Raw genomic sequence first — 15,332 nt, forward strand, 5'->3', positions numbered from 1 at the left:
TCACGTCACCGTTTCCAGGCAAGATACCCCAACTCCCCCCGGCTGTCAAACAGGGCGGCGGGGCGGGCCTCTGCCCCTGGAATTTCCCTTGCTGGACCACCGGTTGCGTGCTATATTGGCATCGACCTCTTTGCCGGCTCGATTTGAAAACTCGATGGCGCCTGGGCTTGCTGGCCCAGGTGGTCCCCTGCCAGAGGAGAAAGTCCATGTCCCCGACCCATCTCCCGGACAGCTCCCACGCCGAGCCCGTCCCCCTGACCTGCCCTGCCTGCGGCCACGCCTTCCACTTCCAGCTCTGGCTCATCGTGGATGGGGCCGCGCGGCCCGACCTGCTGGAACAGGCCCGAGAGGGCGCCCTGCACCGTGTGACCTGCCCCCAATGCGGTCACGCATGGGAAGAGGACGCGCCCCTGCTGATTTTTACCCCACCCACCGCGGGTGAGGGCGAGGCATCGCCTCACCCCACGGCGCGCGGGATCCCGCCCCTGCTCTTTTCCCCTGCGCAAAGCACCACCGCCGAACAGGACCGGGAGCAGGCCGCCGGGCTGCTGGCCCGCCTGCGGGAGCGCCTGGGCGACGCCTGGCAGGACGAGTGGGTGGCGGACGGCTTGTCAGCCGTTCCCCGGCCGCTGCTACCCCTGGCCCTGGACGATGACCCCGAAGCGGCCCTGCGCCGGCTGGCGGAGCAGATGCAGCGGGAAATCGAGCGGCTGCAGGAGGAGAATCCCGACGCCCACCGCCGGTTGGAAGAGTCCGCCCGCGAGCTTGCAGAGGAGCCGGCAGGGGCGCCGGACCTGGCCTCTCTCCTCCAGGCCTTTATCAACGCCGACACCTGGGCCGAGTCCCGGCGCATCGTCGAGCAGCACCCCGAACTGCTGAGCGACGAGGCCGACGCCCTGCTGGGCCAACTGCTGGACGCCGCCCGTATCCAGGGGGACGACCGCGCCGTGGGCATCTTCGAAGAACACCGCGCCCTGCTGCGCCGTTGCCGGGAGGTGGGGGTGGAGCAAGCGTTCGCCGAAAAGGTAGGGGCGCAGGGCCGTGCGTCTTTACCCCCCGAGCTTGGGGCCATCCTGCAGGAACTGGCCCGGCCGGCCGGGATCCTCGATATGCCCCGCCGGGTGGAGCTGTGCCGTCGCGGCCTTACCCTGACCGATCGAACTACATTGCCGGAACTATGGGCCGCACTCCAGGGTAAACTGGGCAACAGCCTGGCTCAGAACCCGCTCGGCAATCGGGCGGAGAACATCGAGCAGGCCATAGGGCACTACCGGGCGGCGCTGGAGGTGATGACCCGGGAGGCGATGCCGGTGGAGTGGGCGACGACGATGATGAACCTGGCGAACGCCTACCGTAACCGCATCCGTGGGGAGCGGGCGGAGAACATCGAGCAGGCCATAGGGCACTACCGGGCGGCGCTGGAGGTGAGGACCCGGGAGGCGATGCCGGTGGAGTGGGCGACGACGATGATGAACCTGGCGAACGCCTACTATTCCCGCATCCGTGGGGAGCGGGCGGAGAACATCGAGCAGGCCATAGGGCACTACCGGGCGGCGCTGGAGGTGATGACCCGGGAGGCGATGCCGGTGGAGTGGGCGCAGACCGTGAACAACCTGGCGACCGCCTACTATTCCCGCATCCGTGGGGAGCGGGCGGAGAACATCGAGCAGGCCATAGGGCACTACCGGGCGGCGCTGGAGGTGAGGACCCGGGAGGCGATGCCGGATGACCATCGTCGCGTGCAGCGCAGCCTGGCTCGCCTCCACGTCGAGCGTCATGCGTGGGAAGAGGCAGTGACTTCGGCTCGCGCAGCGTTGGAGGTGACCGACCTGCTCTACCGCGCGGCGCCCACGCCCGAAGCCCGCCAGGCGCAACTGGCCGAAACCCAGTCCATGCCGGCTTTGCTGGCCTTCGCCCTTGCTCGCATCGCTGAAAACGACCCATCCAGACTGAAAGAAGCCGTGTTGGCTTTGGAACGTCATCGCGCCCGCTGGTTGGCCGAAGCCCTGGCTCTGCGCACGGAACAACCACCCACCGTGCCCCAGGCGGTGTGGAATGTCTTTGATGGCCGGCGGAGCCGAGTTCGTGAGCTGGTGACCGAGGCGCAATTGCCCGATGGAACGCCGGGAAAGCGCGACTTTCTGATCTTAAGTGAGCTGCTGCGCGCAGCCCGAGACGAACTTGATGCAGCCATCGAGCAGGTCCGGAGATATGCGCCCGACTTCATGCCCGAACCCACCTTCGCCGCCGTTCAGCAGGCCGCCCAGGACGCCCCCCTGGCCTACCTCCTCGCCACCTCTGCCGGCGGCCTGGCCCTCGTCGTGCTCCCTGAAGGTGGGAACGCCGACGGCGTCCTCCCCGTCTGGCTGCCCGATTTGACCGGGGAGCAGGTGCGGCATCATGTGGAAGGTCCCAGCAGCCGCCACTATGGTGGCTATCTGGGTGCCTACTGGCGCTGGCAGCGTAGCCTGCACGGCGAAACGTCGCCCCAGGAGCGCCAAAATGCCCTTGACGACTGGTTGGAAACCTTGAACACCACCACCCGCTGGCTTTGGGACGTGGCCATGGGCCCGCTGATCGCCCGCCTGCACGCAGCAGGGGCCAGGGAAGCTGTATTGGTGCCCACCGGCCTGCTGGGGCTGCTTCCCCTCCACGCAGCCTGGACGCCCGACGACAATGCAGCCACCGGCCGGCGGTACGCGCTGGATGAGCTCCCCCTCCGCTACACGCCCTCCGCCCTGGCCCTGCTGGCCGCGCGGGAAATGGCTGCCCGCGCCCCCGCCGACCGGCTGCTTCAAGTGGTGGAGCCCCAGCCCACCAGTGCCTCTCCCCTGCCGGCCGCCCGTGAAGAAGCCAGGGCCGTGCGCGCTGCCTGGCCCGGCGGGTACACATCCCGCTGGCATGCCGCCGCCACCTGGACGGAAGTGCGGGCCCGGCTGCTGGAGCACACGGTTTTCCACTTCAACGGCCATGCCTTTGCCGGGTGGCAAGAACCCCTGGCTGGCGGCCTCCTGCTGGCCCACGACCGGGTCCTGAGCGTGGCCGATTGGCAGGAACTGGCGGTGCAGATGCGGCTGGCGGTCCTCTCTGCCTGCGAGACGGGCGTACCCGGCCTGGAACTTCCGGATGAGGTGATCGGGCTCCCCGCGGCCCTGCTCCAGGCCGGCTGCGCCGGGGTGGTGACCTCCCTCTGGAGCGTGCTGGCTGTCAGCACGGCCCGGCTCATGGCCCACTTCTATCAAGCCTGGCAGCGCGAGGGGCTTTCCCTACCCCAGGCCCTGCGCCGGGCGCAGATGCGCCTGCGGGATGAGGACGGCTATGCCCACCCCTTTTTCTGGGCCGCCTTCACCTACACGGGGGTGTAAGCATTGTAGGTCCGGTGCAAGACAATCGGCATAAGATTGTGCAAAACCAGGAGAAATCCACCATGACCGACCAGGATGTGAAACGGTTGCGGGAAGTAATGCAGGAAGCGGACCTCACCCCAGAACAGCGGGAGGAGGCGGAGGCGCTGTTGGCACAGGCGGAGGAGGGCGATGAACTGGCCCGCATCAAGGCGCGGGAACTGATGCGCGTGGCGGGCTATGCGCCGCCCCTGGGGGAGGATCCACCCCAGGAGCCCGGTCCCCGCTACGTCTGCCCCCAGGATCCGGCCCACTACGCGGTCTACCTGACGAGCGCCGGCCTGGAGCTCATCTGCCCGGAGCACGAGGTGGCGCTGGTGCCGGACCCTACCGGCAAAGGCTAGCCCATGTTCGGCAGCAAGTTTTGGGACCAGGTGGCTACGGGCGTGGCCCAGCGTTGGGTGGACCGCCTCTTCAGCCCGGCGTTGCTCTTTTGGGCAGGTGGTCTGCTGGCCTGGGCCCAGGCCCACGACTGGGCCGCCGCGGTGGGTCGCCTGCGCGCCGCCACCGATGTGGAGCAGATCCTGCTGGCCGTGGGGGGTATCATAATCGTGGCCGGGTCTGCGGCCGCGGTCGAGCAGTTGCAGAAGCCCGTGCTGCGCCTGCTGGAAGGGTACGGCTGGCCAGCCTGGCTGCTCCGGCGGCGCCGGCGCCAGCTTCGCAGGGGTCGCCTCAAGGAGATGCGGCTACGCCATGCGGCTTTGGGCCAGCGCTTCGCCCAGCTCTCGCCGGAGGAGCTGGCGGAGTATGGCCGATTGGATGAGGAGCTGCGCACCTACCCGGGCGACCGCCGGCTGCTGCCCACCCGGCTGGGCAACCTCCTGCGGGCCGCGGAAGATCATGCCTGGGAGCGCTATGGCCTGGCCACCCGTGCGGTCTGGCCCTCCTTGTGGCTCTTGCTGCCAGAAGCGACCCGGAGCGAACTCGTCGCGGCCCGCCTACGGCTGGACCGGGCTATCGGCCTCTGGTTGTGGAGCCTGCTGTTTTTGGTGTGGACAGTGTGGGTCTGGTGGGCGCTGGTGGTGGCGGTGGCAGGCGCCTGGTGGGCCTATGGGCAGGCCCTCCAGGCCGGTGGCGTCTACGGCGAGCTCTTGCGCGCCGCCTTCAACGTGCACCGCTTCTCCCTCTACGATGCCCTGGGCTTGCGTCCACCGCCTCTGGATCAGGAGCGAAAGTGGGGCCGGCAGCTCACCAACTACCTGGGCCGCGGTTTTCTACCTTGATTGGCCGCCCACTCAACGGGATGGCGCCGGACGCGAGGGGGCGGGCCCCTGTGCCCGCCCGCTGTCCCCAGCCGCGACGGGACACCGATTCCTGTAGGGGCGGGGCTTGCCCCGCCCGATGTCCCCACACCCGGGCAGACGAAGGAATGGCGACGGCTGCGCTATATGTAGGGGCGAATAATTATTCGCCCCTACCGCAGGTGCGGTCTCCGGCCGCACGGTGATGTCGGGGCCGGGTGGCCACCACCGGCGGGCCAGAGACCCGCCCTACGTACCCATGGCGTCCAATCCGCGCGGATAGCGGCCATGTCCCGTCGGGGCGGGCCTCTGTGCCCGCCCGTTGTCGCTTGTCTCGTGAGGTCTCATCGCTGTACAATATGACCCCATCTGAATAGAGATGGACTGGGGAGACTGATGCCATGGAAGAAGCAACCGTTGGAATTCGCGAATTCAAAGCACGGCTTAGCCGCTATTTGCGGCGGGTCAAGGCTGGCGAAACGGTTCTCATCACCGAACGGGGGAAGCCGGTCGGCCGTGTGGTGCCCGTCCAGCCCGGGGCGGAGGAACGCACCCGGACACTCACCCACCTGGGTATGCTCGCCTGGGATGGCCATCATCTGCAAGCCCTCACGCCGCCGGCCCGCCTGCGCCGCCACCCCACTGTGGCCGACTTGCTCCTGGAGGATCGTCGGTGATCCTCTACCTGGACGCCAGCGCCTTTGTTAAGCGGTACGTAGCCGAGGCAGGCTCTGAACAGGTCGGCGAGGCCATTGCACAGGCAGAGCTGGTAGGTACGGCCATGATCAGTCGCGCTGAAGTTGCGGCTGCCCTGGCCAAGGCCATGCGCATGGGAATGCTGGAGATGGAGGAAACCCGTACAGCCTTGCAGATCTTTCGCCGGGAATGGCCTCACCTGGTGCGAGTGCCCATTACAGAAACGGTGGTGGCCCGCGCTGATAGTTTAGCCTGGGAATACGGTTTGCGGGGTTATGATGCCGTTCATCTGGCTTCAGCATTGATCTGGCAGGAGATGGTGGGAGAGCCAGTGACGCTGAGCGCCTTCGATCTTCGCCTCTGGCAGGCCGCGGTCCGGGCTGGCCTCTCGCCACACCCCGATGATCTGCCAGCTCTGCTGGCTTCGTGGCAACGAGCATCGTAGGCTCCACCTCCGCATCCGCCTGATCCGAAGGGGATCGGGCTTCCGTAGGTGCGGTCTCCGGCCGCACGGTGGCGCCAAACCCGTGCGGGCGAAGGGACGGCGCTGGTTCCCGTAGGGGCGGGCCCCCGTGCCCGCCCGATGGTGCCAGCCGCGACAGGACACCCATACCCGTAGGGGCGGCCCCCAGCCGCCCGCTGTCGCCACACCCAGGCACGTGAAGGGAGGACGACGGATGCGCCGTATGTAGGGGCGAATCATGATTCGCCCTGCCGCCTACCACGTGGTGCCGGTTCCCGTAGGGGCGGGCCCCCGTGCCCGCCCGATGGTGCCAGCCGCGACAGGACACCGATTCCTGTAGGGGCGGGGCTTGCCCCGCCCGTTGTCGCCACACCCAGGCGGGTGAAGAAATGGCGCTGGTTCCCGTCGGGGCGGGCCGCCGTGCCCGCCCGCCGCCAGGGCCGGGGCGACCGGTACGCCCACCTGGACGGGCCGGCGATGTGGGGATCAGCCCAGGCTTCGTGTACAATGGAGGGGACATGCTGCATCCCATGCAAACCGGCGGCAAGATCGCCGTCCAACCTGGAACTGAGGCGCATGAACACCTTCGACCACGAAACCTATCTCTCACCGGTGACCTGGCGCTACGGCAGCGAGGCCATGCGCCGGATCTGGAGCGAGGCCGAAAAGCGCCGCCTCCTGCGCCGCTTCTGGGTCGCGCTGGCCACAGCCCAACATGAGGCCGGCCTGGTCTCCGCCGAACAGCTCGCCGACCTGCGGGCCCACCAGGACGACATCGACATCCAGCGGGCCGCCGAGATCGAACGGGAAATCCACCACGACCTCATGGCCGAAATCCGCACCTACGCGGAACAATGCCCCATCGGCGGGTCCATCATCCACCTGGGCGCCACCTCCATGGATGTGGAGGACAACGTGGATGCCCTGCGCCTGCGCCAGGCGCTGGACCTCATCCTGGTGGAGCTGGAAGTCCTCTTGGACCTTCTGGCCCAGCGCATCGACCAGGAGGCGGAGACCCCCGCCATGGCCTTCACCCACATCCAGCCTGCAGAACCCACCACCGTGGGCTACCGCCTGGCCCAGTATGGCCAGGACCTCCTCGCCGACCTCCAGGAGCTGCGCCGGGTGCGGGCCAACCTGCGGGGCAAGGGGCTCAAGGGCGCGGTGGGCACCAGCGCCAGCTACGCCCAGCTCCTGGAAGGCACCGGGTGGACCGCCCGGCAGCTGGAGGAGCGGGTGATGGCCGAGCTGGGGCTGGAGGCCTTCCCCGTGGCCACCCAGACCTACCCCCGCAAGCAGGACTGGCTGGTCCTCAACGCCCTGGCCGGCCTCTGCGCCAGCCTGCACAAATTCGCCTTCGACCTGCGCATCCTCCAGAGCCCACCCTTCGGCGAGTGGAGCGAGCCCTTCGGCGCCCGGCAGGTGGGCTCCAGCGCCATGCCCTTCAAGCGCAACCCCATCCACGCCGAGAACATCGACAGCCTGACCCGCCTGGTGGCCGCGCTGCCCCGGGTGACCTGGGACAACGCCGCGCTCAGCCTGCTGGAACGCACCCTGGACGACTCCGGCAACCGGCGGCTGGTGCTGCCCGAGGCCTTCCTGCTGACCGACGAAGTGGTGCGCCGGGCCCGCCGCCTGGTGGAAGGCCTCAACATCTGGCCCGGCCCCACGGCCCGCAACCTGCAAAACTACGGCGTCTTCGCCGCCACCGAGCGGGTGCTCATGGCCGCGGTGCGGGCCGGCGGCGACCGCCAGGAGCTCCACGAGGTGATCCGGGAGCATAGCCTGGCCGCCTGGCAGGCCCTCCAGGCAGGCCAGGAGAATCCCCTGGTCTCCCTTCTGGCCACGGACCCCCGCATCACCCGCTACGTGCCGGCCACCCAGATCCCGGCCCTGATGGATGCCTCCGGCCATGTGGGCGACGCACCGGAGCGGGCCCGCCAGATGGCCGAAGCCATCCGCGCCGCCCTGGCCGAGCCCCTCCCCCAGCGGGCCGGCTGAGCCCCTGCCGTGACCATGCACGCCACGCCCGAGACCACCCAACTGATCCTGACCGCGGACCCGGACTTCGTGGACCTGGCCCAGGAGGAGCTGCAGCAGGCGGACCCCCAGGCCCAGGTGACGGATGCCCTGGCGCCCGGCGTGCTGCTCGTCCACACCGGGCGCCCTTTCCAGGAGCTGGCCGCGGCCTGGCAAGCCGCACCCCCCATCTTCGTCCGCCACATCTGCCCGGTCCACGTCAGCCTGCCCCTCCAGGGCGACACCGGGGACCTGGAGACCCTGGCCCTCTACGTGGCGGGTGAGCTGGCGCCGTGGATGGATCCGGCCCTGCCCTTCTCGGTGCAGACCCGGGTGCTGGGCCCGCTGCCCTACAAGCCCTTCGACGTCAACAGCCGCCTGGCCGAGACCGTCCAGGAGGTGGCCGGCGCGCCGCTGGATGTGCGCGCGCCGGTCCAGGTGCTGTCGGTGGTCTGTGTGGCAGGGGAAGGCGGGGTCGCGCCCCGGGCCTACCTGGGCCTCTCCCTGGCCGCGGAGAACCTCTCCGACTGGGCCGGAGGGATGCGCCGCTTCAGCCGAGAACCGGACCAGATCAGCCGCTCCGAGTTCAAGCTGCTGGAGGCGCTGGAAGTCTTCCAGATCCCTTTGACGCCCCGGGGCGTGGCCCTGGATCTGGGCGCGGCGCCAGGGGGGTGGACCCGGGTGCTGCGCCAGCATCAGCAGTACGTGACGGCGGTGGATCCCGGCGAGCTGGACCCCCGGCTGGCGGCAGATCCCGCGGTGCGCCACAAGCGCATGACCGCCCAGGCCTACCTGGCCGACGATCCGGATCGGTTCGACATCATCGTCAACGACATGCGCATGGACGCCCGGGATTCGGCCCGACTGATGGTGGCCTATGCCCGCCAGCTCTACCCGGATGGGTGGGCGCTGATGACCCTGAAGCTCCCGGCCCGGGGGCGGCGCCAGGTCCTGGACCACGCGCTGAAGATTCTGCGCCGGGCGTACACCGTGGCCGGGGCCCGGCAGCTCTTCCACAACCGCAGCGAAATTACCGTCTATCTCCGCCCCCGTTCGTGATGGGGCCCTGAAGGAGCAGTTGGACTATGCGACTGGGCGTGCTCGCGGACATCCACGGCAACCTGCCCGCCCTGGAGGCGGTCATCGCCGAGCTGGAACGGCTCCAGCCTGACCATATCCTCCTGAACGGGGACCTGATCAATGCCGTGCCCTTCAGCGCAGCCGTGATTGACCGGGTCCGGGAGTTGGGTTGGGTGGTGGTGCGGGGCAACCACGAGTTTTACTACCTGGACTATGTCTCGCCCCAGGCCGGGGTGGAGTACCAGGACCCGGCCCGCTGGGGGCAGCTCCACTGGCTGGCGGCCCAGCTGACCCCGGAGCAGGGGGCCTACCTGGCCATGCTGCCCGATGAGCGCACCCTCTATCTGCCCGACACCGCGCCGGTTCGGGTGGCCCACGGCGTCCCCGGTCAGAATCGGGTCGGCTTCCACAGCCAGCAGCCCGCGGCCGAGATCGTGGCCGCGGTGGCCCACGTGGCCGAGGAGACCCTCATCTCGGCCCACACCCACGTCCAGGTGGATCGCCACGTCTACCTCCACGCGGACATGGTCCAGGATTTCCTGGCCGATCCCCACCCCAACCGGTTCACCTGTCCCAACGGGCCGCGACACTGGCATGTGATCAACCCGGGGAGCGTGGGGTTGCCCCTCAACGGTGACCCCGCGGCCCAGTTTGCCATCCTGGAGAGTGTGCCCGAAGCAGTGGAGCCGGGCGGCTGGCGGGTGACCCATCACCGGGTGCCGTACGACCGTCGGCCGGCCCTGGCTGCCTACGAGGAGAGCGGCATGATGGAGGCGGGCGGCGTCATCACCCGGCTCTTCTACTGGGAGCTGGTGACGGCGGAGCCGGAGATCATTCTCTTTTACCGGTGGGCCCGGGAGCGGGGCATGGAGCCGGACGAAGACATCGACAGCACGTTCGCGGCCTATGTGGCGGCCACGGGGCGGGACGGGTATGTGCGGGCGCGGGATCCGTTGTGGGGGATGAGGGGATTGGGTGATTAGGGGGCCTGGTGATTGGGAGCTTGGGGGGATGGGGTGGTGATTTGCGTGTAGTCATGGCGGAGTTGGGCCAGGTGGTCGGGGTCGATGGGGATGTCGCCGTAGTGGACCTGCATGTAGGCGGCGGTGATGCGGGCCAGCCGTTCCTGGTGGCCGGGGAAGGCCTGGCAGAGGGTGGGCAGGTAGTCGTCCGGCGATTGGGCGGGCCGGCGGGGGTAGCCCCGGCGCCGGGCCAGGCGGGTCAGGTTCGCGTAGATGTTCTGCACGGAAAGGGCCGCCAGCAGGCCGGAACCCAGGCCGAAACGGCGCAGCAGCCGCCACCAGGCCTGGAGTCGGGCCAGGCCCTCGCCCAGCCGGCCCGGGCTGAAGGAGAGCTCTTCGGCGGCCATCTCTTCCTCGTCCTCCGCCGGGGCCTCCCGCTGGATGCGCATGAAAAAGAGCCAGACCAGGGCAAAGGCCAGGAGCAGGATGCCCGCGGCCAGGCAGTAGCCCAGCCAGTTCCACGCCTCCACCAGCTGCCCCAGGGTGGGGGCGTTCTCCGGGCCGAAGGTCGTCTCCCCCACGGGTTCCAGTGCCGGCAGTTCCCCCATCAGGCCTCGCAGGTAGGCCACCAGCCCCTCCAGCGCCGGCGATAGCAGCACGAAAAGCAGCCACAACAGCCGCAGCAGGATCCAGCGAAGGGCTTCCCACACCGGCGCAAACCAGCCCAAGAAGGCGCCCAGCCGGGCCGGCGTGTAGAGCCGGGTCAGGGCCAGGGCGGTGGCCAACACCAGGGCGATGGCCACCGGCAGGGGCCAGAGCTGGCTCCACGAAGGTCCGCTCCCCCGGCTCTGGCCAGCGGCCAGGGCCTTCTCTTCCATGCGGGCCAGGGCCACCGCGGCCAGGCCCAAGGCCCAGAAGAGGACGAAGCCCTGCAGGGCTACCCCGGTGGAGGTGGGCGTCCAGGCGGTCAGCAGGCCGTTGCCCAGGATGGCCAGAAGCATGCCCAGGCGGAAGCTGACGCCCACGCTGAAGAAGCTGAGCTCCCGGCCGCTGGCCATGGCCACCCGCAACCAGAGGAAAAAGTTGGCCACCACCAGGGCCAGCTCCGGCCGCAGCCGGCGGGCGAAGCCGAAGATCGCCACCCCGGTGTGGCGCAGCCACGCGAAGTCCAGGGGCGGGGCCAGGGGATAGAGCAGCAGGCGAATGCTGGCCAGGGTGGCCAGCCCCATGCCGCCCAGCAGGACCAGGTCCCGCCAGGGCGACGGCAGACTGGACCGGTTGAGGAGGTCCGCGGCCAGCATGTAGGCCAGGAGGCCGCCCCAGAGGCCCAGGAAGAGCGCTGCGTGGCGGGCCGGTTCGGGCAGGCCAGGGAAGGGAGGCCCGCTGGCCGCCTGTTGCCAGAGGAGCAGCCAGAAGGGGGCAAACCAGGCCGCGTCCATGCCGGCCAGCGCGATGAAGATGAGCCGATGGCGGGGATGGCCCAGGATCATGGTCGGGACTCCGTCGCCAGATCTACCCGCACCGGCGCCACCCAATCCTCCACCAGGTGGGGCAGGTGGTAGATGTCCACGCCGGGGAGCAGTGTCCGGGGGGGTTCTGCCGCCAGGGTGAAGAGCACCAGCCGGCGGCCCGCCGCGGCCAGCTCCTGGAGGGTGATCAGCAGTTCGTCGTGGACCACGGCCGTTACCACGGCCAGGATGGCACCCCAGGGCAGCTGCCGCGCCTGCTCCATCAGGAGTTGCTCTATGGGCTGGGTGGCAAAGGGCGTGACGGCGGCCAGCATCTCCAGCAGCAGGGTGAGCTGGTTCGGGTTGCGGCTGGCCGGTACCCGGATGGGCTGGTCGCTGCCCGGCAGGGCGCCGTTGGCCACCAGGCCCGTGGCCAGCCGTTCCTGGTCGGCCAGGGCGGCCAGGCTGGCCGCTACGCTGATGGTGCGCTCCTGCAGCTCGGGGATGTAGCCATGCCAATGGCGGGGCAGGGTGGTCACGTTCAGGAAGAAGATCACCAGGGGTTCCTCGGCCGGCTCGTAGACCCGGCTCTGCATCTGCTGGAGGCGGGCGGTGGCCTTCCAGTGGACCCGGCGCAGGCTGTCGCCGGACTGCCATTCCCGGGTGCCTGCGGTGCGCAGGGGATCTTCGAAGAGGGGGTTGGCCGTGCGCACCGCGCCGAAGGGGTTTTTGGTGGGCAGGCGCAGGGCCTGGGCCGGGTAAAGGCGGGGGTAGACGATGAGCCGTTGCTCGCCTGCCACCAGCCCCCGGCGGTTGAAGAAGCCGAAGCCGTCGCCGGTGGTGGCCACGGCCGGGCCGTAGCGGTGAAATCCCCGGCGGCTGCACTGCACGGTGAATTGGCGCACCGCCTGGCGGTAGGGGCCCAGGCTCCAGAAGGTGTTGAAGTCGGCCTGATGGGTGGTGGGGTTGTAGTCCAGCTCCACCTGGGCCACGGGCAGCTCGGGCGGGAAGCGATCCCGGACTGCGATCCAGGGGAGGGGCAGCCAGTGGCGGTTGTGGAGTTCCAGGGTCAGGGTCACCGTTTCGCCCTGGAAGGCCCGCTCTTCGCTGAAGCGGCGCCGGTAGTGCAGGCCGTTCAGGCTGGCCGCAGCCCAGAGCCAGCTGCTGCCCACCACCACAAAGAGGAACACCGCGGCCATGGTCAGGAAGGTGTGGTCCAGGGCCAGGCCCAGCAGGGTGAGGAGCAGGCCCAGGACGATCCAGGCGTCGCTGAACTGGGTATCCTTGCCGGTGTCCAGCCGGCGTCCCTTGGGAAGAAACGGCCAGGTTGACATGATCTTTCCTATTGGGGGCGTGGTGCGTGAAACACGGTACGCTCCACGCAGCACGCTATTGCACCACCGGCACGGGCACAGTCTCGGCGATCTCGTCCACGATCTGGGCGGGTGTCCGCCCCCGGAGCCGGATCTGGGGGCTGATGTGGATGCGATGGGTCAGCAGGGGGCGGCAGAGGTGTTGCACGTCGCTGGGGATCACGTAGGGGCGACCCCGGAGCGCGGCCAGGGCCTGGCTGGCCCGGAAGAGGGCCAGGCTGCCCCGGGGGGAAACTCCCAGGCGGACGGCTTCGTGTTCGCGGGTGCGGCGCACTACCTGTAAAATATAGTGTAACAGATCTTCAGCCACGTGGACCCCGCGCACCTCCTCCTGCAGCTGTCGCACCTGCTCCATGGTGGCCACCGGCTCCAGCCCGGCCATGGGATCCTGGCGGCCGTGGCGCAACAGGATCTCCCGCTCTTCTTCCAGAGAGGGGTAGCCCAGGGCGATCTGGAGCATGAAGCGGTCCAGCTGTGCCTCGGGCAGGGGGAAGGTTCCCTCCAGCTCGATGGGGTTCTGGGTGGCGATGACCATGAAGGGCGGGGAGAGGCGATAGGTCTGGCCGTCCACGGTGACCTGGCGCTCCTGCATGGCCTCCAGCAGGCTGGACTGGGTGCGGGGCGTGGCCCGGTTGATCTCGTCGGCCAGCAGGATCTGGCTGAAGACCGGGCCGGGCCGGAACTCAAATTCCTGGGTCTTCTGGTTGTAGTAGTTGATGCCCGTCACATCGCTGGGCAGCAGGTCCGGCGTGAACTGGATGCGCGCGAAGCTGCCGTCCAGGCTGCGGGCCAGGGCCTTGGCCAGGGTGGTCTTGCCGATGCCGGGCACATCTTCCAACAGCACATGGCCGTCGCAGAGGAGGGCCACCAGCAGCAGCTCCACCACGGCCTCTTTGCCCACCATCACCCGGGCGATATTCGACTGGACTATCTCGGCAAATTGGGCGCAGTTCATGGTGGATGAGCCTTCCACTGTCCGGGCAGGCGCTTGCCCGGATGGATTGGATTCTTCTGCCAGTCTAGCGCCAAAGGGAGAGCCGGTCAACTGCGGTGGCCTGGGAATTTGTCCACCCAATTTGACACTCCTGGGGGGGCAACCTATAATGAGCTGGTTTATGGAAAAGTACCGTCCGCACAGCCAAGCTGGAGCAAAATAGATTATGCGGAATAACACGATAGTCCTGGTACTGGTGATTCTCCTCTCCCTCTTCGCCCTGTACATCGTGCTTCCCGTGCCCCATCCGTCCTGGCTGGAGCGCACAGGCGCGGCGGGTCAGTCCGACAGCCCCCTGGGGTTGAAGCTGGGCCTGGACCTGCAAGGCGGTACCCAGGTTCTGCTGGAGGCCGACCTGCCGGAGGGCCAGACGCCCCCGGAGGGCACCATGGACACGGCCAAGATCATTGTGGAGAACCGGGTGAACGGCCTGGGCGTGGCCGAAGCCGTGGTGCAGAAGCAGGGGGAGAGCCGGATCATCGTGGAGCTGCCCGGCGTGGATAACCCGGACCAGGCAGTGGAGACCCTGCGTTCCACCGGCCAGCTGGAGTTCGTGGATCCCGGCGGCGCGCTGTTGCGCCAGGGGATGATCATCAACACCACCAACCACCCCACCCTGGCCAAGGACCTCAAAGCGGAGATCGACGCCGGCAACGCCCCGCCCGCCGATATCCCCTACCCGGACCAGGTCTTTCAGACGGTCATGACGGGTGAGATCCTGCGTAACGCCGTGGCCACCCAGGATCAGTTCAACCAGTGGCAGATCAACTTCGAGTTGACGGGCCAGGGCAGCGAGCAGTTCTACGAGTACACCCGTCAGCACATCGGCCAGCCCCTGGCCATCGTCCTGGACGGCCGGGTGCTCTCCGCGCCCACCATCCAGGCCGCCATCCGAGACAGCGGCGTGATCACCGGCCAGTTCACCCGGGAAGAAGCCGAATCCCTGGCGGTCCAGATGCGCTACGGTGCCCTGCCGGTACCCCTCAAGGTGATCGACATCCGCACCATCGGCGCCAGCCTGGGGCAAGATTCGGTGGCCCGCAGCCTGCAGGCCGGCATCCTCGGCATCGTCTCCGTGCTTCTGTTCATGTTGCTGCTCTACCGCCTGCCTGGCCTCCTGGCCGACGTGGCCCTGGTGATCTATGTGATTCTGAACCTGGCCCTCTTCAAGCTGATCCCCGTCACCCTGACCCTGGCCGGGATCGCCGGCTTCATCCTCTCGGTGGGCATGGCGGTGGACGCCAACATCCTCATCTTTGAGCGGATGAAGGAGGAGCTGCGGTCGGGCCGCACGGTGCGCCTGGCCGTGGAGGCGGGCTTCAGCCGGGCGTGGCCGGCCATCCGGGATGGGAACCTTTCCACCCTGATCAGCTGTGCCGTCCTCTACTGGTTCGGCAATACCTTCGGCGCCAGCGTGGTCAAGGGCTTCGCGGTCACCCTGAGCATCGGTGTGGTGCTCTCCATGTTCACCGCGGTCTTCATCACCCGGACCTTCATGCGGGCCTTCCTGTCCGGTGGCGGTCAGAAGTTGCTGGAATCGCGCACGTTGCTGAACTATTAACATTGGTTCCTCTACCCCAAATGTGCGCTACCCACCCCGACTTCACAGGGAACCAGGCAAGTTGGCACACATTTGGGAGATGAGCCTTAGC

At 68.4% G+C, this 15,332-nt stretch carries 12 protein-coding genes; 9 read left to right on the forward strand and 3 right to left on the reverse strand.

Annotation, left to right across the window (positions count from 1 at the left end; genetic code table 11):
• Positions 1-206: 206 nt before the first annotated feature.
• The 8 genes from FKZ61_RS05750 (at position 207) to FKZ61_RS05785 (ending at position 9,886) form a co-directional block, all read left to right on the forward strand.
• Positions 207-3,365: a CHAT domain-containing protein gene (locus FKZ61_RS05750; RefSeq protein WP_141609128.1), complete on the forward strand. Its 3,159-nt coding sequence runs from the start codon at positions 207-209 to the stop codon at positions 3,363-3,365.
• Between the two features lie 62 nt (positions 3,366-3,427).
• Complete coding sequence (locus tag FKZ61_RS05755; protein ID WP_141609129.1) at positions 3,428-3,748, forward strand: hypothetical protein; 321 nt, start codon at positions 3,428-3,430, stop codon at positions 3,746-3,748.
• A gap of 3 nt (positions 3,749-3,751) precedes the next feature.
• On the forward strand, positions 3,752-4,627 hold the full coding sequence (locus tag FKZ61_RS05760; RefSeq protein ID WP_141609130.1) for a hypothetical protein: 876 nt from the start codon (positions 3,752-3,754) through the stop codon (positions 4,625-4,627).
• Between the two features lie 419 nt (positions 4,628-5,046).
• Positions 5,047-5,322 (forward strand): type II toxin-antitoxin system Phd/YefM family antitoxin, encoded by a 276-nt coding sequence (locus FKZ61_RS05765; RefSeq protein WP_141609131.1) that lies wholly within the window; start codon positions 5,047-5,049, stop codon positions 5,320-5,322.
• Positions 5,319-5,786, forward strand: coding sequence for a type II toxin-antitoxin system VapC family toxin (locus tag FKZ61_RS05770; RefSeq protein ID WP_141609132.1), 468 nt, complete (start codon positions 5,319-5,321; stop codon positions 5,784-5,786). Before FKZ61_RS05765 ends, FKZ61_RS05770 begins: the two co-directional genes overlap by 4 nt.
• A gap of 594 nt (positions 5,787-6,380) precedes the next feature.
• Positions 6,381-7,805 carry an adenylosuccinate lyase gene (purB, locus tag FKZ61_RS05775; RefSeq protein WP_141609133.1) on the forward strand — a complete coding sequence of 475 codons (1,425 nt, stop codon included), beginning with the start codon at positions 6,381-6,383 and terminating at the stop codon, positions 7,803-7,805.
• A gap of 15 nt (positions 7,806-7,820) precedes the next feature.
• Positions 7,821-8,882: an SAM-dependent methyltransferase gene (locus FKZ61_RS05780; protein WP_141609241.1), complete on the forward strand. Its 1,062-nt coding sequence runs from the start codon at positions 7,821-7,823 to the stop codon at positions 8,880-8,882.
• A gap of 26 nt (positions 8,883-8,908) precedes the next feature.
• Positions 8,909-9,886 (forward strand): metallophosphoesterase family protein, encoded by a 978-nt coding sequence (locus FKZ61_RS05785; RefSeq protein WP_141609134.1) that lies wholly within the window; start codon positions 8,909-8,911, stop codon positions 9,884-9,886.
• Here FKZ61_RS05785 and FKZ61_RS05790 read toward each other — a convergent pair.
• The 3 genes from FKZ61_RS05790 to FKZ61_RS05800 are packed head-to-tail and all read right to left on the reverse strand — an operon-like array spanning position 9,883 to position 13,641.
• Complete coding sequence (locus FKZ61_RS05790; protein ID WP_141609135.1) at positions 9,883-11,355, reverse strand: DUF4129 domain-containing protein; 1,473 nt, start codon at positions 11,353-11,355, stop codon at positions 9,883-9,885. The two genes, FKZ61_RS05785 and FKZ61_RS05790, sit on opposite strands and share 4 nt — an antisense overlap.
• Positions 11,352-12,647 (reverse strand): DUF58 domain-containing protein, encoded by a 1,296-nt coding sequence (locus FKZ61_RS05795; protein WP_141609136.1) that lies wholly within the window; start codon positions 12,645-12,647, stop codon positions 11,352-11,354. Before FKZ61_RS05795 ends, FKZ61_RS05790 begins: the two co-directional genes overlap by 4 nt.
• Positions 12,648-12,702: 55 nt before the next feature.
• Positions 12,703-13,641, reverse strand: coding sequence for an AAA family ATPase (locus FKZ61_RS05800; RefSeq protein WP_141609137.1), 939 nt, complete (start codon positions 13,639-13,641; stop codon positions 12,703-12,705).
• A gap of 205 nt (positions 13,642-13,846) precedes the next feature.
• Between FKZ61_RS05800 and secD the strand changes: the two genes are divergently transcribed.
• A complete protein-coding gene (gene secD, locus FKZ61_RS05805; protein ID WP_141609138.1) occupies positions 13,847-15,241 on the forward strand; it encodes a protein translocase subunit SecD in 1,395 nt (464 codons plus the stop codon).
• The last annotated feature ends 91 nt before the right edge of the window (positions 15,242-15,332 follow it).

Source organism: Litorilinea aerophila (genome assembly GCF_006569185.2).
Taxonomy (GTDB): Bacteria; Chloroflexota; Anaerolineae; order Caldilineales; family Caldilineaceae; genus Litorilinea; species Litorilinea aerophila.

Coding starts and splice junctions, on each gene's coding strand:
- FKZ61_RS05750 (WP_141609128.1), top strand. CDS start 207: ATGTCCCCGACCCATCTCCCGGACAGCTCCCACGCCGAGCCCGTCCCC.
- FKZ61_RS05790 (WP_141609135.1), bottom strand. CDS start 11,355: ATGATCCTGGGCCATCCCCGCCATCGGCTCATCTTCATCGCGCTGGCC.
- FKZ61_RS05765 (WP_141609131.1), top strand. CDS start 5,047: ATGGAAGAAGCAACCGTTGGAATTCGCGAATTCAAAGCACGGCTTAGC.
- purB (WP_141609133.1), top strand. CDS start 6,381: ATGAACACCTTCGACCACGAAACCTATCTCTCACCGGTGACCTGGCGC.
- FKZ61_RS05780 (WP_141609241.1), top strand. CDS start 7,821: ATGCACGCCACGCCCGAGACCACCCAACTGATCCTGACCGCGGACCCG.
- FKZ61_RS05760 (WP_141609130.1), top strand. CDS start 3,752: ATGTTCGGCAGCAAGTTTTGGGACCAGGTGGCTACGGGCGTGGCCCAG.
- FKZ61_RS05785 (WP_141609134.1), top strand. CDS start 8,909: ATGCGACTGGGCGTGCTCGCGGACATCCACGGCAACCTGCCCGCCCTG.
- FKZ61_RS05755 (WP_141609129.1), top strand. CDS start 3,428: ATGACCGACCAGGATGTGAAACGGTTGCGGGAAGTAATGCAGGAAGCG.
- FKZ61_RS05800 (WP_141609137.1), bottom strand. CDS start 13,641: ATGAACTGCGCCCAATTTGCCGAGATAGTCCAGTCGAATATCGCCCGG.
- FKZ61_RS05795 (WP_141609136.1), bottom strand. CDS start 12,647: ATGTCAACCTGGCCGTTTCTTCCCAAGGGACGCCGGCTGGACACCGGC.
- secD (WP_141609138.1), top strand. CDS start 13,847: ATGCGGAATAACACGATAGTCCTGGTACTGGTGATTCTCCTCTCCCTC.